This is a genomic window from Parageobacillus thermantarcticus (assembly GCF_900111865.1).
GTDB classification, from domain to species: Bacteria; Bacillota; Bacilli; order Bacillales; family Anoxybacillaceae; genus Parageobacillus; species Parageobacillus thermantarcticus.
Window position 1 is genome coordinate 58,935 of the sequence record NZ_FOJS01000004.1, and the last position, 18,721, is coordinate 77,655.

At 46.6% G+C, this 18,721-nt stretch carries 15 protein-coding genes and 1 pseudogene; 4 read left to right on the plus strand and 12 right to left on the minus strand.

Annotated features, from left to right (window positions below):
* Positions 1–281: 281 nt before the first annotated feature.
* The 8 genes and pseudogenes from BM278_RS04395 to BM278_RS04430 form a co-directional block, all read right to left on the minus strand.
* Entirely contained in the window at positions 282–1,106 is an 825-nt protein-coding gene (locus tag BM278_RS04395) for a glycosyltransferase family 2 protein (protein ID WP_167359574.1), read from the minus strand.
* An 89-nt stretch (positions 1,107–1,195) separates the two neighbouring features.
* On the minus strand, positions 1,196–2,392 hold the full coding sequence (locus BM278_RS04400) for an MFS transporter (RefSeq protein WP_090948138.1): 1,197 nt from the start codon (positions 2,390–2,392) through the stop codon (positions 1,196–1,198).
* 101 nt (positions 2,393–2,493) lie between these two features.
* Positions 2,494–2,827, minus strand: a pseudogene (locus BM278_RS04405) (DUF3147 family protein).
* A complete protein-coding gene (locus BM278_RS04410) occupies positions 2,815–3,240 on the minus strand; it encodes a MarR family winged helix-turn-helix transcriptional regulator (RefSeq protein WP_090948139.1) in 426 nt (141 codons plus the stop codon). Before BM278_RS04410 ends, BM278_RS04405 begins: the two are co-directional and overlap by 13 nt.
* A gap of 198 nt (positions 3,241–3,438) precedes the next feature.
* On the minus strand, positions 3,439–5,058 hold the full coding sequence (locus tag BM278_RS04415) for a M20/M25/M40 family metallo-hydrolase (protein ID WP_090948140.1): 1,620 nt from the start codon (positions 5,056–5,058) through the stop codon (positions 3,439–3,441).
* 76 nt (positions 5,059–5,134) lie between these two features.
* Positions 5,135–6,577 carry a glycoside hydrolase family 32 protein gene (locus tag BM278_RS04420; RefSeq protein WP_090948141.1) on the minus strand — a complete coding sequence of 481 codons (1,443 nt, stop codon included), beginning with the start codon at positions 6,575–6,577 and terminating at the stop codon, positions 5,135–5,137.
* Positions 6,578–6,627: 50 nt separating this feature from the next.
* Positions 6,628–8,001, minus strand: coding sequence for a sucrose-specific PTS transporter subunit IIBC (locus BM278_RS04425; protein WP_090948142.1), 1,374 nt, complete (start codon positions 7,999–8,001; stop codon positions 6,628–6,630).
* Between the two features lie 229 nt (positions 8,002–8,230).
* Positions 8,231–9,298: a tartrate dehydrogenase gene (locus BM278_RS04430; protein ID WP_167359575.1), complete on the minus strand. Its 1,068-nt coding sequence runs from the start codon at positions 9,296–9,298 to the stop codon at positions 8,231–8,233.
* Between the two features lie 241 nt (positions 9,299–9,539).
* Between BM278_RS04430 and BM278_RS04435 the strand changes: the two genes are divergently transcribed.
* The 4 genes from BM278_RS04435 (at position 9,540) to BM278_RS04450 (ending at position 13,953) form a co-directional block, all read left to right on the plus strand.
* On the plus strand, positions 9,540–10,778 hold the full coding sequence (locus BM278_RS04435) for a PucR family transcriptional regulator (RefSeq protein ID WP_090948144.1): 1,239 nt from the start codon (positions 9,540–9,542) through the stop codon (positions 10,776–10,778).
* Between the two features lie 113 nt (positions 10,779–10,891).
* A complete protein-coding gene (gene ald, locus BM278_RS04440; RefSeq protein ID WP_090948145.1) occupies positions 10,892–12,025 on the plus strand; it encodes an alanine dehydrogenase in 1,134 nt (377 codons plus the stop codon).
* A gap of 165 nt (positions 12,026–12,190) precedes the next feature.
* Entirely contained in the window at positions 12,191–13,006 is an 816-nt protein-coding gene (gene pdxK / locus BM278_RS04445; protein ID WP_090948146.1) for a pyridoxine/pyridoxal/pyridoxamine kinase, read from the plus strand.
* A 71-nt stretch (positions 13,007–13,077) separates the two neighbouring features.
* Positions 13,078–13,953: a carbon-nitrogen hydrolase family protein gene (locus tag BM278_RS04450; protein WP_090948147.1), complete on the plus strand. Its 876-nt coding sequence runs from the start codon at positions 13,078–13,080 to the stop codon at positions 13,951–13,953.
* A 49-nt stretch (positions 13,954–14,002) separates the two neighbouring features.
* Here BM278_RS04450 and putP read toward each other — a convergent pair whose 3' ends face one another.
* The 4 genes from putP to qoxB all read right to left on the minus strand — a co-directional run bounded on the left by putP (position 14,003) and on the right by qoxB (position 18,706).
* Complete coding sequence (gene putP / locus BM278_RS04455; protein WP_090948148.1) at positions 14,003–15,457, minus strand: sodium/proline symporter PutP; 1,455 nt, start codon at positions 15,455–15,457, stop codon at positions 14,003–14,005.
* A gap of 383 nt (positions 15,458–15,840) precedes the next feature.
* Positions 15,841–16,140: a cytochrome aa3 quinol oxidase subunit IV gene (qoxD, locus tag BM278_RS04460; RefSeq protein WP_090948149.1), complete on the minus strand. Its 300-nt coding sequence runs from the start codon at positions 16,138–16,140 to the stop codon at positions 15,841–15,843.
* A gap of 1 nt (position 16,141) precedes the next feature.
* The gene (gene qoxC / locus BM278_RS04465; protein WP_090948150.1) at positions 16,142–16,756 is read right to left on the minus strand and encodes a cytochrome aa3 quinol oxidase subunit III; all 615 of its coding nucleotides are present in this window, start codon (positions 16,754–16,756) and stop codon (positions 16,142–16,144) included.
* Positions 16,757–16,759: 3 nt separating this feature from the next.
* Entirely contained in the window at positions 16,760–18,706 is a 1,947-nt protein-coding gene (gene qoxB, locus BM278_RS04470) for a cytochrome aa3 quinol oxidase subunit I (RefSeq protein WP_090948151.1), read from the minus strand.
* Between the last annotated feature and the right edge of the window lie 15 nt (positions 18,707–18,721).

Consider the following 18,721-nt stretch of genomic DNA (forward strand, 5'->3'; position numbering starts at 1 on the left):
AAGACAAACAAAAACGCTCTCGCCACTAGGCCTTGCGCCTAGGGACGAGAGCGTGGCTCCCGCGGTTCCACCCTAGTTGATGCGACTAGCGCATCCACTTTTCAGGAAAGCAACTCCGGACTGCCGTTTCATTAACCATCTTCACCGGGCTTCCACCGTCCCCGGCTCGCTACGGAAGAGAGGGTTAACTACTATCGATCCATCATCGTTACGCCAATATCCTATTTTGCTAACTATAATAGCAAAATTGAAAAACGCTCGTCAATGCTTGAAAACATTTTTTACACATGGTGTTTCAAACGCCACAGTCTCGATATGATCGGCTTCCCGTCCCAAACAATCTTGCTTTTTGCTCTTCGCTTTTTCACTTCCGGTTCGTCAAGCAGCAGCCAAAAGTTTTTCATCGGCAAAATTCCGAGCCCGTGCTTCTCGCTTAGCCTGTTTAAATACATTCGCCGCTTGTCGTCCATCTGCCGCGACAAATTGTCCCCGTCGTCGGCAAAAGCGTATAACACGCTCGCTGTCGCGACGCGCTTGACGCGAAACGACCCGGATACGCGCAAAAAAAAGTCCCAATCCCAATAATGGTGAACATTTCGGTCAAAATAGCCGAGATGGTCATGAATCGATTTGCGATATAAACTTCCCGACGGAACATATGTCGAAAATTTCCGCATCGCTTCCCGGTCATATTCATAAGCGAATAAAAAGCGGTCTGTCGGGATACGCTGCCCGTTTTCAGTCCGATAATGAAAAATTTCGACGTCCGAATAAACGAAATCGGCATTGTTCATTTCCGCAACCATTTGCTCCATATGGCAAGGAAGCAGCAAATCGTCATCGTCGCAAAGCATGACAAGCTCCCCTTTTGCCGCTTTGACGCCGATATTTCTCGCCTCGACATGTCCGACATTGTCGCGGCAGTGAATAAGGTGAACATCGAGTTCCGGATATAACGCGACAACATCGTCAACGCGTTCGCCTCCATCATTGACAACGACGACTTCAAAATGGCGGTATGTCTGCCTGTTCAGCGATTCCAATAATTCGGCAAGCGGGTACGGCCGATTGTATGTCGGAATGACAACAGATACAAAAGCATTCAAGTGGTTCACTCACCGCCTCTCTTGCATACATAAAAAAAGAAGGAGCAATTATCCTAAAGGTATAGCTCCTTTTCGTTTTTGTCAAATATTTATGCCAATTCCCGCTGTTTCGTCTCTTTTCCGAGCGCCCATACCGCGATAACGCCGACGAAAATGGAAACGCAAAAAATCGCAAAAATCGTTGTAACGGTGAGACCATTGCCGACAAAATAACCGACGAAAAGCGGGCCTAAAACGCCGCCGATGCGCCCAAACGCCGCCGCCATTCCGGCTCCCGTGCCGCGGATCGAAGTCGGGTAAAGCTCCGGCGTATAAGCGTATAACGCTCCCCATGCGCCAAGGTTAAAAAACGACAGCAAAATTCCAGAAGCCATCAACAGCGCGAGCGAATCGGCATTGCCAAAGAAATAGGCGCTCGCAGCCGTACCGATTAAATACGTGATGAGCACAAATTTTCGCCCCGCCCGTTCAACGAGCCACGCGGCGCTAAAATAGCCGGGCAACTGCGCCAGCGTCATTATAAGGACATATTCAAAGCTTTTAATTAAGCTAAATCCTTTCATGACCATCACGCTTGGCAGCCATAAAAACATGCCGTAGTAGGAAAATACGACGCAAAACCAAAGCACCCAAAGCATAAACGTTTCTTTCCGGTAAGAAGATGACCAAACTTTGACGATGTTGTCCCACACCGTTTTTTCTTTATGCGCACTTGTAAACCTTGGCGAATCAGGCAGCCCCCACCGCAAATACAGGGCGTATAACGCCGGAATCGTCGCGAGCAATAGCGCCATCTGCCAGCCGTACGTCGGAATAATGAAATACGAGATGAATGCGGATAACAACCATCCGAAAGCCCAAAAACTTTCCAGCAGCACCACGACTTTCCCGCGTTCTCGCGCCGGCACGCTTTCCGACACAAGCGTTGAAGCGACCGGCAGTTCGCCGCCCAATCCCATGCCTATGAGAAAGCGCAAAACTAAAAACGCTGCCAATGTCGTTGTTAAGGCAGATAGGCCGCTTCCTACCGAGAATAATAATAGTGTAATAATAAACACGTTTTTTCTGCCGATGCGATCGGCCAACAATCCGAATAGCAGCGCACCGACTGCCATACCGATCGAGTTGACGCTGCCGATCCATCCCATTTGCTCGGCGCTTAAGTTCCAATCTTTTTGCAATGCCGCGATAATAAACGACAACATGCCAACATCCATCGCGTCAAACATCCAGCCAAGCCCGGCGACTCCCAACAACTTCCGCTGCGAAATCGTTTGTTGACTCATGTCAATCCTCCTATTTTACAAGTGTAAAGACACCTTCTTCCATCATTATAGGAGGATTTGCGAAATGATGCAATCAAAGATTGTGTATTGCCATATGAATTTTATATATTTTTGAATAGAATGGTTTGCATCACAAGAAACATTCCCCAACCGACGATCTAGCGCGGTGGATCCAATGAATGGCAAAGAAGCGGTTAAACATAAACCTATAACGAGCAATAAAAAAGCAGTTGCCGGGAATCCCCATAACACTCCATAAATAAACTTACTCAAAATTTCCATCTCTTCTCCTTGAAAATATAACCAGAATAAACTCAATAAGCTGACTAACGGTAATGCCGCGATGATGCCTCCAAAGGCTGGGTATCTCCGAGCCACTTCTGTTACGCCACCAATCACAATAGCGGAAACAACGACCTTGACTAGCGCAAACATTTTCTCGCTCCCTCACTAAGAATGGTAAATGCCTTTTGTATGAGTTCTATATCAGATTGATCCATTTGTTTAAAAATTTCTTTTAGTTTGTCTTTGTCTAATCGGGTATGCCGATATAATACTCGTCTCCCCTCCTCGGTTAATACAACTAGCACTCTTCTCTCATCTACACTGCTTCTTCTTTTCGTAACCAACCCTTTTTTTATTAGTCTTTTTATATGTTCTGAAGCAGTATTATGAGAGACAGCTAAATGTTTTGCTAAATCTCCAATCGTTGCTTCTTTGTTTTTTTCAATGTACTGTAACAAACGTACCGCTTGGTGTGTAATATTATCTTCATGGACATAGTGTAATAAGTAATAAATATCAGTCCATTGTTCGTTAATCAATTCGATAATGTCATCAATTTGCATCCGTTCCCCCTCCTATCTAACAATATATCTTAATATAAGATATAATCTTATGCAAAGATATAAAAACTTCTCCGTTATCGCATCAATCTGCTCGTTATTGATGACAAATAAACTATTTCTTTCTCATTAAATGTCTATTTTACCCATAAAAAAGATAGGCACTTTACCTGCCTATCCTCTCACCACTATGTTCTTCCCTTACTCCGTAAATACTTCATGAATTGTATATTCCAGCCACTCTTTTAGCTCCTCAAACGCAAAGCGAACGTTAAGGCGCTCCGTCCATTGATGGGCGTCACGTCCGATCGGACCGATGTTGAGCATCGGTACATTTAATTTTTCCAGCGCGCTAAGCGGCAACTGATAGCCGCGATTCCATATCGGCATATTTTCAATAAACGTTTGTAAAGAAGCGAAAGATTGTTGCAAGCCGACGTAGCTTAAGTCGGAAATTCCAGGGAAATAATGTTGCTGCACAAGCGAAATGCCATGTTTTTCTTGCGCGTATTTTTGCAGCTTCGCAACAAGGCGCTGAACAAGCGGATCGCTGCCGGCGCTGACAGCCGGGTAATACGGAGGCGCATAAAACAGAACAATCATCGGTGCGAAATCTTTACAAAGCATGGCGAGCCGATCGACTAGCGCAATCGTTTTCCCCCGGTCATCTTTCGCCGCTTCCATCGATAAGACGCTCGCCTCAAGCTGTTCGACTTTTTTCGGTCCAAACATGTCGACCGCTTTCTTTCTTAATTCCGCAAAAGTAAATACGTTTATCGACATTGGTTTCGGCGCCGATTTTTCAAATTTCGCAAAACGGGACGCCTCGCCGTCATAATGTTCTTCGATGCACTTCGCCGCCCGTTTTGCGGCCGCAATTAACGAGTTCGTCACGTCATCGAGCGGTTTTTTCTGCAAAAATAAATTAAATAACGCCACAGCGCGATGTGGTATTTGCACGGAATATTCTTCTTTTAAATCCATCTGCAATAAATTGGTCGGCGGTGGGCTGACTTCCCCGGCAAACTCTTCGCAAAAATCGGTATTTAGCTCTAGTTCATTTGCAATTTGCGCCACCATGAAATTAGCATTTAACCCCGCGAACGGCTCGCCGACGTGCGTTTCTTTTCCGTAACAATAAAAGCCCGGCAGCGCTTTCCCGATCGAGCCGGCGTAAATGTAATTCGTTTTATCCCCCGGGTAGCGCGCAAACATCGGTTCAGAATTGATGACGAGCCGATAAGTTAACTCATATTTCTCTGCCATTTCTGCGAGCACTGGCGCAGCCGCGCGCATCCCGGCCGAATTCGCTTCCTCATCCGGCACGGTAAGGAGAAGTAAATTTCCCGCAAACGTTCCGTGGCACGCTTGCTCGATCAGCGCCATATGAAGAGCAATCCCGCATTTCATATCCATCACGCCGCGGCCAAACAGCCATTCTCCACTTTCGAGATCAGTTTGCACGTCAGAAGGAAGCTGCTGTTTTTGCTCATAAAACCGTTTCGTCAGTTCCTCTGGCGAAAATGCAATGTCCTTCCACGCTCCGTAATCTTGCACATCGACCACATCAAAGTGGCTGATAAGAATGACGGTATCGCGCACTTGTTCCGCTTTTTTCACAAGCGCGGTAACAAAATAACGCCCATCTCCTGTCGGATGCAATCGCACAAACTCGTTATTTTCCCGGAAATAATCAATGGAACGCAGCTGTTCTGCGATAAATTTCGCAAGCGATATTTCCGCTTTCGTTCCGCTGATGCTTGGATATTCGACTAAACGACAAAGCAATTGTTTCAATTGTTGCGGCGTCTGCCATTTCATTTCGATCCCCCATTTTTCATATCGTCCTCCCTTATTTTAGCAGAAAATAACGCCGCGCCCTATGGCGTACGCGGCGTTACAAACTCCATTTTTCGATGTCAAAAACAAGCTGCCCATTGGCGGCAAATGAAATCGTTTGATTGTTTTTATATGGGAAGAACCGTGCTGTAAACACTTCTTCCCCATCATTCGCGAATACTTCGATTGAGGACGTGTCTAAAAACATGTGCAACGAATGCAAATATTCCAAATGGCATTGTCTTTTTTCGGTCAGCCCGTTGGCGAAACTTTTGCGCTCTAATGTCAACACACGTTCACCGCTATTGTAAATCAGGCGTGCCGCGTTACGAATAGCAATCTCCATGTCCCCTAATAGACGAATATTCTCCAAATGAAGTTCGATGACATCCCCGCTAATTCCTTCTAACATTATTTCTTCGTTCGCGATTGTGACACCGGAATATGCGATTTTATCCTTTCGCAGCATTTGCAATTCTTTCACCGGCGTCTGATATAGTTTGCCATCTTTCAGCTTCAGCTGACGCGGCAATGTAAGCGCATGAATCCAGCGATGGGCAACGGTTGGATGCTTATCCTCATCTTGGTCAGGAACTCCCATCCAAGCGATTAAAATCCGTCTTCCTTTTTCATCAAGCATCGTTTGCGGAGCGTAAAATTCAAAACCGCGGTCTAATTCGGTAAACGATCCGTGAAAAAATTGGGCCGTTTCGTAATCAAGACGCCCGACAAAATAACCAGACTGATGCACGTTATGATACTTCATTCCTTCTGCTTTCAACCCTTGCGGACAAACAAGGAGCACTTCTTGTCCATCCAATTCAAATAAATCAGGACATTCCCACATATAGCCAAAATCACCTAGTTGATTCAAGTTTCCTCCGGCAATCGCGCCGAGGTATTCCCAATCAAAGAGATTTTTTGAGCGAAATAACACCGCACGCCCATCCAAATTTTTGCTTTGAGCCCCGACAACCATATACCAGTTTTCGCCTTTTTTCCAAACTTTCGGATCGCGGAAATGTGCCGTATAGCCGTCAGGAAGCGTTACGACAACTCCTTTTTTCTCAAAATCAATGCCGTTTTTCGATATAGCTATACATTGGTACGTCTGACGGTTGCCATATTCATCTTTCACATTTCCTGTATAAAATAATGTCAATATACCATCATTGTCAATGGCGCTTCCGGAATAGCATCCGTTTTTGTCAAACCATTCACTTGGGGCAAGCGCGATTTTTTCTTGTTTCCAATGAACGAGGTCACAAGATGTATAGTGTCCCCAAAATTTAGCGCCATGCCCAGTGTGAAACGGCATCCATTGATAAAACACATGGTAAACCCCATTCCAATGAATCAATCCGTTCGGGTCGTTCATCAGCCCGACCGGCGGCATTAAATGATAATGAAGGCGATAGTAGTCTTTTTCTACCATGTCTCGATATTTTTCTATCTCGGCATATGCTTGTTCGATCAGTTGTTGTTCTTTTTCCGATTTCATTGTTGTTCACCTCTATCGCAGCAAATCAGGCAAGAGGCATCTTGCCTGATTCATTCTTCTTCGCGAAATCCGAGCAATAATGTTGCGATAAACGCAGAGCCTACCGCGATGGCAAACCCGATTAAATAGTTTACTAAATTTTGCATGCCTTCCGGGGCGACGATGGCAATCATCGGAATGCCCGTTAATCCGTAGGCGTTCGCAACAACGTTTGTAAATACAACATACGCCCCGCCTAACGCGCCGCCGATGGCCGCGGCAATAAACGGCTTACGATACTTTAAGTTCACCCCGAAAATTACCGGTTCAGTGATTCCAAGGAAGGCTGACAATGCGGATGGAAGAGCCACCTCTTTTGTTTTTGCGCGCTTCGCTTTCACAAATACAGCTAGCCCTGCCCCACCTTGCGCGACGTTGGCCATCGACCAAATCGGCAATAAATAGTTGACGCCAAGTTTCGCCAATAAATTCGCTTCGATCGCATGAAAACTATGATGTACACCGGTAATAACAATCATCGAATACAAGCCGCCAAAAACAAGTCCGGCAAGCGCCCCGCCGTAATGGTAAATAAAGTTAAGCACCGTCGTAATTCCATCACCAAGCAAATTGCCTAATGGGCCGATGGCTAAAATCGTAATAAATCCAGTGGAAATGACCGTCACAAATGGGACAACAAGCAAACTGACCGCGTGAGGCACGACTTTCCGCAACCCGCGCTCGATTTTACACATGGCATAAGTAGCGAGTAAAATCGGAACGACCGTCCCTTGATAGCCAACCATAGCAATATCAAAACCGAGAAAATGCATATACTCCGGTTTAGCTTCTGCCAATCCCCAAGGATTCAACAGCGCGGGATGTGTCATAATCCCGCCGATGACCGCCCCTAAAAACGGGGTGCCGCCAAACTCTTTTGCCGCGCTAAAACCAATTAAGATCGGTAAAATGATAAACGCTGCGCTTGAAAACATATCGAGCAACACATACCATGGGCTGTCAGGTGCAACCCATTTGAACGCTTTCATCATTCCTAATAGCCCCATCAACAGACCGCTGGCGACAATCGCAGGGATAATGGGAACAAAAATGTTTGATAACGTTTTCGCCAATCGCGCTAACGGATTCATTTTTTGCTTGATTGCTTCTTGATGCATATCTGTGCTTACATGTTGCAATCCCGCTTCTTTTACAAATGCGTCGTACACTTTATTGACAACGCCAGTACCGAAAATAATTTGATATTGCCCCGAACTGGAAAACGCTCCTTTCACCCCATCAATGTTCTCGATCGCTTTTGTATCCGCTTTCTTGTCATCTTTTAATACTAAGCGCAGCCTTGTCGCACAATGGGCGGCGCTGATGAGGTTCTCTTTTCCGCCTAACAACGTAATGAGTTGTTTTGCGACATATTCGTAATTCATTGATAACCACCTCTCCTTTTATGTTTTTTGACGAAAAGCAAAAAGACCTAAAACATACAAAGGGCATGTATGGCAGAAACACATCTGCCATTCCCTTCATACGTTTTAGGTCTTGCCTGCATCCGCAGTCACAATCCCGCATTATCGCTTTTTCATATTTAGGGTAAATGGAAATGAGGAATTTGTCAAAGAACAACGCATAAAGTTCATGATCATTTCACATTCTCAGCTACGCCAATTGTCTTAAGCGGCGGCAAATCTCGTCCGTCACTTCGCGGGTCGTCGCTTTTCCGCCGATGTCAGGGGTTTTTATGCCGTCTGCCGTCACATCTTCGATCGTTTTTAATAATACGCTGCCTAATTCGTCTTCGCCAAAATGATCAAGCATCAGTTTTGCCGTCCAAATTTGCCCGATCGGGTTGGCGATGCCTTTCCCGTAAATATCCGGAGCGGAACCGTGGACAGGCTCAAACATCGACGGATACTTTCCGTTCAAATTGATGTTCGCCGCCGGGGCAATGCCGATGCTGCCCATGATGGCTCCGCCCAAATCGGTAAGAATGTCGCCGAATAAATTACTAGCGACGACGACATCAAATAAATGCGGTTTCGTTACAAAAAACGCAGCGAGCGCATCGATGTGATACGAGTCCGTCTGAACTTCTGGATAATCTTGCTTGACTTGCGCAAACACCTCGTCCCAAAACGGCATCGTATGAAAAATACCGTTTGATTTCGTAGCGCTCGTCACATGCCGTTTCCGTTTTTTCGCCAATTCGAACGCATAGCGCATCGCCCGCTCCGTTCCTTTGCGGGTAAACACGGCGTTTTGGATGGCAATTTCGTCGTCGCCCCGATGAATCCGCCCGCCGATTTCGCTATATTCCCCTTCGCTGTTTTCACGGACGACAATGAAGTCAAAATCGTTCGGATTCGCCAGCGGCGATTGCAGCCCACGGAAAAATTTCGCTGGGCGGATATTGATCACCTGCTCAAACTCGCGGCGAATTTTTAACAGCAATCCCCAAAGCGAAATATGGTCAGGCACTAATTTTGGATTCCCGACAGCCCCTAAAAAAATCGCAGCAAATCCTTGCAAAATTTGCAAGCCGTCATCTGGCATCATTTTTCCATGTTCCATATAGTAATCGCAGCTCCAAGGAAACTCGACGAACGTAAATTGCAGGCCGCCGTGCACTTCGGCGATCGTACGCAGCACGTCTAAAGCGGCGGGCACGACTTCCTTGCCGATTCCGTCCCCGGGAATAACTGCTATTTCCAATTGCTTCATATCGATCCTCCTTCTATTTTCACGTCTCTCAAAAAAGCTTTAGAGTAATTAGAACCGAACGTCCGCCGCCATCTTAGCGACTAGTCTGCACATATAATTCGATAAATTTTGACGAATTTCCTGCCTTTTGTCGGCTGCCTTCGCGAAAAACCGTTTCATTCACAAATTTTTCGTTAACCGCTACAATAAAAACAAACGACTACTTACGCCTTCCCATCCATTTCATGTGACGAAATGAGGGACAAATATGATGCATTACGATGACCCTTTCCGCGGCAATTTCGACAGCCTCGAAGAATTCGCCGACCGCATCAGCGACCTTTTGCAATGCCCGATTACGATTGAAGACGCCAATCATCGTCTTATCGCCTATAGCGCTCACGACGACTATACCGACCCGGCGCGGACCGCGACAATTATCAGCCGTCGCGTGCCGGAAAAAGTGATTAACAGCTTATGGAAGCAAGGGGCAATCCCCGCTCTATTAAGTAGCCGCGACCCTGTCCGCGTCGCTTCCATCTCCGAAGTCGGCCTCGGCAGTCGCGTCGCCGTCTCAATTTGGAAAAACGACGAAGTGATCGGATTCATTTGGGCGCTAGAAACGGACCGAGCGCTATCGAAAGAGGATATGGAATTGCTAAAAAAAGCGGCAAAAGCGGCGAAAAATAAAGTATTGCAGCTGCATATGCGCAAAAACAAAAAAGAAGAACGAGTACAAGAATTTTTTTGGAAGCTGCTGACGGGGCATATAGCGACAGAGGAAGAAATTAAAGAAAGCTTCAAAGCGATGCAAATCCCGACCGCTCCGTTATTTTCCATCATCGTTTTTCGTTTCGCCAACGAAATGACGAGAGAAATTGAAAAGCAAATTTCTTATTTGCTGCAAACAACTCAGCAAATCCAACTGCTTCTGTATACGACAGACCAGAGCGACGTCATTTTATTGGCAGCACCGAAAACAGCAAATCAGCCGTTGCAAGAGTTTAACTGCTTTATCGAATCGTTTGCGACGAAAATGAAAGAGCGATTCCACATCAGCAGCATCCAAAGCGGCTTCGGTGGCATATACGAAACGTATACATGCATCGAAAAAAGCTACAAACAAGCTTTAACGGTGCTGAAAATGAAAGAAAAATTTCCCGCGCAAATCCACTCTGTTCATGGATATGAACAGTTGGGCATTTATCAATTTTTTGATCTATTATTGCAGAAAAAACAACAAGGGGAGTTTGCCAACTCGGCTTTGCGCAAATTGCAATTATATGACGAAAAACACCATACCGATCTAGTCGAAACGTTTGAAATTTTTTTCGACCGCGACTGCAACGTCAATGAAACAGCGAAAGCGCTAAACATTCATCCAAACACGCTCGCTTACCGGCTGAAACGCATCGCCGAAATTGGCGAAATTGACCTGCATGATATCAATCAAAAGGTAAAACTATATATCGATATTAAACTTGCCAAATACGAAGCGCTACATTAATTTGTGGAAATCCACAAAATGATAGCGTTTCTTTTTTTCTTCCTAACAAAGAAAAAAGCGTTACAACTGTTTATACTATAATTAAGGCTACAATATAAGGGAGGATTGCACCGATGATTATTGGTGTACCAAAAGAAATAAAAAATAACGAAAACCGCGTCGCCATCACTCCAGCGGGCGTGATGTCGTTCGTTCAAGCAGGTCATACCGTATTAGTGGAAAAGGACGCAGGGATTGGAAGCGGTTTCACAAACGAAGATTACGCGAACGCTGGCGCGCAAATCATCGAGCAAGCACAAGACATATGGGAAAAAGCAGATATGATCATGAAAGTAAAAGAACCGTTGCCAAGCGAATACGGTTATTTCCGGCCCGGACTTATTTTATTCACTTACTTGCACCTTGCCGCAGAACCAGAATTGACACGCGCGCTTAAAGAAAAAGGCGTGACTGCGATCGCATATGAAACCGTGCAAGTCGGCCGCACGCTTCCGCTTCTTACGCCGATGAGCGAAGTAGCAGGACGCATGGCGGCGCAAATCGGCGCGCAATTTTTAGAAAAGCCAAAAGGCGGAAAAGGAATTCTTCTCGGCGGCGTTCCAGGAGTGAGCCGCGGCAAAGTGACGATCATCGGCGGCGGCACCGTTGGAACGAACGCGGCAAAAGTCGCAGTCGGGTTAGGCGCAGACGTAACGATCATCGATTTAAATGCAGATCGTCTGCGCGAACTAGACGACATTTTCGGCCATCAAATTACGACGTTGATGTCAAATCCAATGAACATCGCTCAAGCGGTCGCAGAGTCGGATCTTGTGATCGGCGCCGTGTTAATTCCTGGCGCCAAAGCGCCAAAACTTGTGACAGAAGAAATGGTTAAAGCGATGAAACCAGGTTCCGTCATCGTCGATGTCGCGATTGACCAAGGCGGCATCGTCGAAACAAGCGACCGCGTCACGACGCACGACAACCCGACATATGTCAAACACGGCGTCGTCCACTACGCGGTCGCCAACATGCCTGGGGCAGTGCCAAGAACGTCGACGCTCGCGTTAACGAACGTAACGATTCCATATGCCCTGCAAATCGCCAACAAAGGCGTTCAGCAAGCGATTTTGGACAACCCAGCGCTAAAGCTCGGCGTCAATATCGCAAACGGCGAAATCACTTACGAAGCGGTCGCGCGCGACCTTGGATACAACTATGTCCCTGTCGAAGAAGCGTTAGGAAAACAATTGACATCGAACTGAGCGAATACCGGTACTGCGTACGATGCGCAGTACCGGTATTGCGTTTTTGCGTGTCACATCGATGATCAACTTAGCAAATATTTACTTGCTACCTTATCCAGTTCATTTGTGCTATGATGAAATAATACATACATAATTTTATCTTACTTTAAGGAGGAATTGTTTATGACGGTTTATAAAGCATTAACGATCGCCGGTTCCGACAGCAGCGGCGGCGCCGGCCTTCAAGCAGACTTAAAAACATTTCAAGAACTTGGCGTATATGGTATGACAGCCATTACCACCATCGTGGCGATGGATCCGCATAACAGCTGGTTCCATCAAGTATTTCCGGTCGATCTCGCCACGATCGAAGCGCAGCTTGAAACGATTATCGTCGGCGTCGGGGTGCATGCCATGAAAACAGGCATGCTTCCAACGACAGATATCATCGAACTTGCCGCAAAAACGATTGAAAAACATCAATTGACTAACGTCGTCATCGACCCAGTGATGGTATGCAAAGGGGCCGACGAACCGCTTCATCCAGAAAATACCGTATGCTACCGCGAAGTGCTCGTGCCGAAAGCGACAGTGGTGACGCCAAACTTATTCGAAGCTGCGCAATTAAGCGGGCTGAGCCGGATCGAAACGGTAGAAGACATGAAAGAAGCGGCGGGAAGAATCTATGAGCTTGGCGCAAAATATGTGATCGTAAAAGGCGGCCGCAAAATTCCGCATGAAAAAGCGGTTGACGTCTTATACGACGGGAAAACGTTCGAACTGTTGGAATCCGACCGCATTGACACAACGTATACGCATGGTGCAGGTTGCACGTTCTCGGCTGCGATCACCGCGGAACTTGCGAAAGGAAAACCAGTAAAAGAAGCGATCGCAACAGCGAAAGCGTTCATTACGGAAGCAATCCGCCATTCCTTCCCGCTTAACGAATACGTCGGACCGACAAACCATGCCGCATACCGCCGCTATCATCAACAATAAGGCAGGAGACATGTCCTGCCTATTTTCTTTGCATCATGCAATAAACATGATAATATAAGGGCAAAACGATTATGAAAGAAGGATGTGTGAAGCGATTGAGAGTATCTGCCGTTCAATACCATCTCCATACCATTGATTCATTCCAGCAGTTTGCTGACCAAGTAACCCATTACGTCAAAACCGCGCAAGAGTTCGAAGCGGAATTCGTCTTATTTCCTGAATTTATGACAACCCAGCTATTATCGATTCCGACCGATTCAGGGAAAGGCGCAACCATCGATGACTTGCCGAATTATACAGAACCGTATTATGAGCTATTCACTTCATTGGCGAAACAAACAGGCATGTACTTAATTGGCGGCACCCATGTCATCCGCAAAAACGGAAAATTATACAACGCCGCACATTTATTTACACCAGACGGACAAATTCACCAACAAGCAAAACTGCACATTACCCCGACAGAAGTAAAAGAATGGGGCATCGCTCCGGGAGAAAGCATCAATGTGTTTAAAACGGAAAAAGGAACGATCGCGCTATTGACGTGCTATGACATTGAGTTTCCGGAAATCGTTCGCATCGTGCGCGCCAAAGGGGCGGACGTCATCTTTTGTCCGTCATGCACTGATGACCGCCACGGATTCCATCGCGTTCGTTATTGTTGCCACGCGCGCGCCGTCGAAAACCAAGTGTATGTCGTCACGACAGGCACGGTTGGTTCGCTGCCGACCGTCGACTTCATGCGCGCCAACTTCGGCCAAGCAGCGGTCATTACGCCAAACAACATTCCGTTTCCGCCGCGCGGCATTTTAGTCGAAGGGGAAATCAACGACGACATGGTGGTCACCGCCGACCTTGACTTGTCGCTGTTGTACAAAGTGCGCGAAAAAGGCGCTGTAACAACATGGCGCGACCGCCGCACCGACTTGTATCCGGACTGGAAGTAAATGAGCCTATAGAAAAACCCGAGCATCATCTTTCTGCTCGGGTTTTTCTTTATAGCGACGCCTTAAATTTGTCGAACTGCTCGACAATTTTTTCTTCCGGCGCTTTTGTCAGCAAGCTAACGACAACAATTGCAAGCAAGCTTGCGGCAAAGCCCGGAATCATCTCATACAGCAAGCTTTTCAAGTATTCCGATTGCGTCCAAAGAATGACGGTCGTCGCTCCCGCCACCATGCCGGCAAACGCTCCCCATTTCGTCATGCGCCGCCAGAACAGACTTAACAAAATGACTGGACCAAACGAAGCGCCGAATCCCGCCCACGCATAACCGACTAAATTTAAAATCGTATCGTTTTTCGTATACGCCAACGCGGACGCCACTAATGCGACAATGAACACGGCAAGGCGGCCGATGAAAACCAGCTCTTTATCCGAAGCCGAACGGCGGAATAACACTTTATATAAATCTTCCGTCAAGGAACTGGACGTCACAAGAAGCTGCGAGGAAATCGTGCTCATAATCGCCGCTAAAATCGCCGAAAGCAAAAAGCCGGTAATGAGCGGATGGAATAAAATTTCGCCAAGTTGAATAAATACCGTTTCCGGGTCATCGAGCTTAGCGCCGCGCTGTAAAAAATAAGCGATCCCAAACAGCCCCGTTAACATGGCGCCAACTACCGAGAAAATCATCCAGCCCATTCCAATGCGGCGGGCGCTTTTCATCTCCTTGACAGAAGAAATCGCCATAAAGCGGACGATAATATGCGGCTGCCCGAAATAGCCAAGCCCCCACGCAAATAAAGAAATAATGCCAAGAAAACTCGTTCCTTTCCATAAATCCAACAAATTCGGATCAACGCTCCGAATCGTTGCCAACGTATCTCCTACTCCGCCCGTATGGAAAAGCGTTACGGCCGGAACGAGAAGCAAAGCGAGAAACATGATCGTTCCTTGCACAAAATCGGTCCAACTGACGGCCAAAAATCCTCCAAACAATGTATACGCAACGACAACACCAGCGACAATCCATAATCCCGTATGATAACTCATGCCAAACGAGTTTTGAAACAGCACGGCTCCGGATACAAGACCGGAAGATACATAAAAAGTAAAGAAAATCATAATAACGAAACCGGAAATCAATCGAAGCAACTTCGATGTATCGCCAAATCTATTTTCCAAAAATTCTGGGATCGTGATGGAATCGTTCGCCACTTCCGTATACACACGCAAACGAGGCGCAACGTATAGCCAGTTCGCATACGCTCCGAGCGTAAGTCCAATAACAATCCACGATGCGCTTACCCCTTGTAAATACATCGCTCCCGGAAGCCCCATCAATAACCAGCCGCTCATATCGGAAGCCCCCGCGCTGAGCGCCGTAACGGCAGGGCCTAGCGTCCTTCCCCCAAGCATATATTCGGAAAGGTTCGACGTCCGCTTATAAGCCCAATATCCTATCAAAAGCATCCCAATCATATACGCCGCGACAGAAACGAACACCAAAACGTTTTCTCTCCTTTCTTTGCTGTCTTTTCTCCATTCCATCATAGCGAAAAATTATTATTTTAACAATAATAATTTTTACTTTTCTAATTATTCTAACAAAATATTTTATATATTGACATTTATCGAACGTTTCCGATCGCAAAGTTTCCCATTCCCGTTCGGTTGTATCGGATCACTGAACAGACTTTTTGACATTTTCTTCACACTTTCGGAATTTCATCCGTTTTCGCTACAAATAGTTTGATCAAGTTATTTTACAAAAGTTTATGTAACTTCGCGGCAAATGGATGAACGGATGCCTTGCTCTCATGTCGCTTTACGTTCCGTCAATACATAATAAAGCTGGCTCCCCTTCATAAGAAAGGAGCCAGCGTTTTGCATTACAACACGAATGACATCGTCCAAACCGAACCGGCAACAACGACGACCGCGATAAAAAAGCTATATGCCATATTGATCGTTTGAATTTTGCCGCTGTCGCTTTCCGTCATGTGCATAAACATAAATAGCTGCAAACTTGCTTGAATTACCGCCAAAATGACGATAATCCCGATGATCGCTCCCGCCGATAAGCCGGAAGACAGCGCGACCCATAGCGCTGCGAACGTTAATAAAAGCGAGAAAATAAATCCGACGATATGTTTCCAAGGAAATGTTTCATGGTGATTGTTTACACCCATCTTAGATCACCATCCCAGTCAAATAAACTAATGTAAAGATAAAAATCCACACGACGTCAAGAAAATGCCAGTACAAGCTGACAATAAACACTTTGCGGGCGGTTCTTGGCGTCAAGCCGCGCTGCAAAAGCTGAATGATAATTAAAATCATCCAGCCAATTCCAAGGCTGACGTGCGCTCCGTGCGTTCCGACAAGAACGAAAAAACTAGATAGAAACGCGCTCGTTTGCATCGTCGCGCCTTCGTGCACGTAATGAATAAATTCACGAATTTCAAACGTAATAAACCCTGCGCCTAAAAGGAGCGTCACCAACAGCCATGTCAATAAACCGCTAAGGCGACCGCGGCGCATTTCAAAAACGGCGAGCCCACATGTAAAGCTGCTTGTCAAAAGAAGCAACGTCTCGATCAGCACGTCTTTTACTTCAAATAGCTCTTTCGCCGTCGGGCCGCTTCCCGTGCGCTGGAACAATACAAGATATGTGGCGAACAAGGTCGCAAACAACGCGACCTCGGCGCCAAGGAAAATCCAAAATCCTAAAATATTTAAACGGCTTTCTTGCGTCCGATACTCGAGCGGCATCGTTTCATCATAGCGGTGAGCTGCTTCTGCCATCCGTTACGCCCCCTTCCGTGCCAAACGTTCCGTGCGCTTGATTTCGTCGACGCTAATGTAATAGCCGTCATCATCATCAAACGAGCGGAGAATTAAACCAAGAATGATGAAAATCGCAGCGATAATCGCCAGCGTAAACCATTTAAAGACAAGGCCAAAGCCCGCGATGAAAAACGCGATCGAAATCAAGAACGGGCGGCCAGAGTTGCTTGGCATATGAATTGGTTCTAGCTGTTCTTCTTTTACCTCATACCCATTGCCGTTTTTCTTCATCGCCCAATAAGCGTCCAAATCCGTTACTTCCGGCACAACTGGGAAATTGTAATGCGCCGGCGGCGAAGCTGTCGCCCACTCTAACGTGCGGCCGTCCCACGGGTCCCCGGTCATGTCGCGCTCGCCGTAACGCGCGCTGTAATAAATGTTATAGCAAAATACGATAAAGCCGATTCCCATTAGCACTGCGCCAATGGTCGCGACAACGTTGAGCGGCGTCCAGCCAAGCCCAGCAGCGTATGTGTACATGCGTCGCGTCATTCCCATTAACCCTAAGAAATACATCGGGAAGAAGCAAATGTTAAATCCGATCATAAAGAGCCAGAACGCCCATTTTCCTAAACGTTCGTTTAACAGATGACCGAACATTTTCGGATACCAATAATGAACACCAGCAAAGCAAGCAAACACCGTTCCGGCAATTAACACGTAATGGAAATGGCCAATTAAGAAATAACTGTTATGATATTGATAGTCCGCTGCCGCCATCGCGAGCATAACGCCAGTAACCCCGCCGATGACGAAGTTCGGAATAAACGCCAGCGACCAAAGCATCGCCGTCGTAAAACGAATTTTCCCTTTGCGAAGCGTAAATAGCCAGTTGAACACTTTTACTCCGGTCGGAATCGCAATCGCCATCGTCGTAATTGAGAAGAACGAGTTCACCGCCGGGCCAGCTCCCATCGTAAAGAAGTGGTGCACCCAGACGATAAAGCTTAAAAAGGCGATACCAACGATCGAACCAATCATCGCTTTATAGCCAAATAAACGTTTGCGGGCAAATGTGCTGACAATTTCGGAAAAAATCCCGAAAGACGGCAAAATGACGATGTATACTTCCGGATGTCCCCAAATCCAGAACAAGTTCGCCCAAAGCATCGACATACCGCCGTTTGCCATCGTGAAAAATTGCGTGCCAAACAAGCGGTCAAACGTCATTAACGCCAACGCGACCGTAAACACTGGAAACGCGAAAATAATAATTACGCACGTAATTAAAACAGTCCATGTAAACATCGGCATGCGCATCAGCGTCATACCCGGCGCCCGCATTTTTAAAATCGTCACCAAAAAGTTAATTCCTGTCATCAATGTTCCAATCCCGGAAATTTGCAAGGCGACCGCGTAATAGTTGTTTCCGACGCCCGGACTAAATTCGTTGCTGGCAAGCGGGAAATACGCCGTCCAGCCGGCATCCGGGGAACCGCCGATGACAAACGAAATATTAAACAGCAGGGCGCCGAAGAAGAAAAGCCAAAAGCTTAGCGCGTTCAAATAAGGATACGCGACATCGCGCGCCCCGATTTGCAGCGGTACGACAATGTTCATTAATCCGATCAGAAACGGCATCGCCATAAATAAAATCATAATCGTACCATGCGTAGTAAAAATTTCGTTGTAATGCTGCGCATCGAGAAATTTCATGTTCGGAGCCGTCAGCTGCGCCCGCATCAACAGCGCGTCCACGCCGCCGCGGAACAACATCAGCACGGCGCAAATAATATACATGATCCCAATTTTTTTATGGTCTACCGTCGTTAACCATTCATCCCAAAGCCATTTCCATTTTTTAAAATACGTCAACACAAAAACAATGCCAATAATGGTCAGCACAATCGCGACATCCGCCGCGTAAATGAGCGGTTCACCAGTGACGAAAAATTCGCTCCACTTCATACTACGGTTCCTCCT

Coding starts and splice junctions, on each gene's coding strand:
- BM278_RS04400 (WP_090948138.1), bottom strand. CDS start 2,392: ATGAGTCAACAAACGATTTCGCAGCGGAAGTTGTTGGGAGTCGCCGGG.
- BM278_RS04410 (WP_090948139.1), bottom strand. CDS start 3,240: ATGCAAATTGATGACATTATCGAATTGATTAACGAACAATGGACTGAT.
- BM278_RS04415 (WP_090948140.1), bottom strand. CDS start 5,058: ATGAAATGGCAGACGCCGCAACAATTGAAACAATTGCTTTGTCGTTTA.
- BM278_RS04420 (WP_090948141.1), bottom strand. CDS start 6,577: ATGAAATCGGAAAAAGAACAACAACTGATCGAACAAGCATATGCCGAG.
- BM278_RS04425 (WP_090948142.1), bottom strand. CDS start 8,001: ATGAATTACGAATATGTCGCAAAACAACTCATTACGTTGTTAGGCGGA.
- BM278_RS04435 (WP_090948144.1), top strand. CDS start 9,540: ATGATGCATTACGATGACCCTTTCCGCGGCAATTTCGACAGCCTCGAA.
- ald (WP_090948145.1), top strand. CDS start 10,892: ATGATTATTGGTGTACCAAAAGAAATAAAAAATAACGAAAACCGCGTC.
- pdxK (WP_090948146.1), top strand. CDS start 12,191: ATGACGGTTTATAAAGCATTAACGATCGCCGGTTCCGACAGCAGCGGC.
- BM278_RS04450 (WP_090948147.1), top strand. CDS start 13,078: ATGAAAGAAGGATGTGTGAAGCGATTGAGAGTATCTGCCGTTCAATAC.
- qoxD (WP_090948149.1), bottom strand. CDS start 16,140: ATGGGTGTAAACAATCACCATGAAACATTTCCTTGGAAACATATCGTC.
- qoxC (WP_090948150.1), bottom strand. CDS start 16,756: ATGGCAGAAGCAGCTCACCGCTATGATGAAACGATGCCGCTCGAGTAT.
- qoxB (WP_090948151.1), bottom strand. CDS start 18,706: ATGAAGTGGAGCGAATTTTTCGTCACTGGTGAACCGCTCATTTACGCG.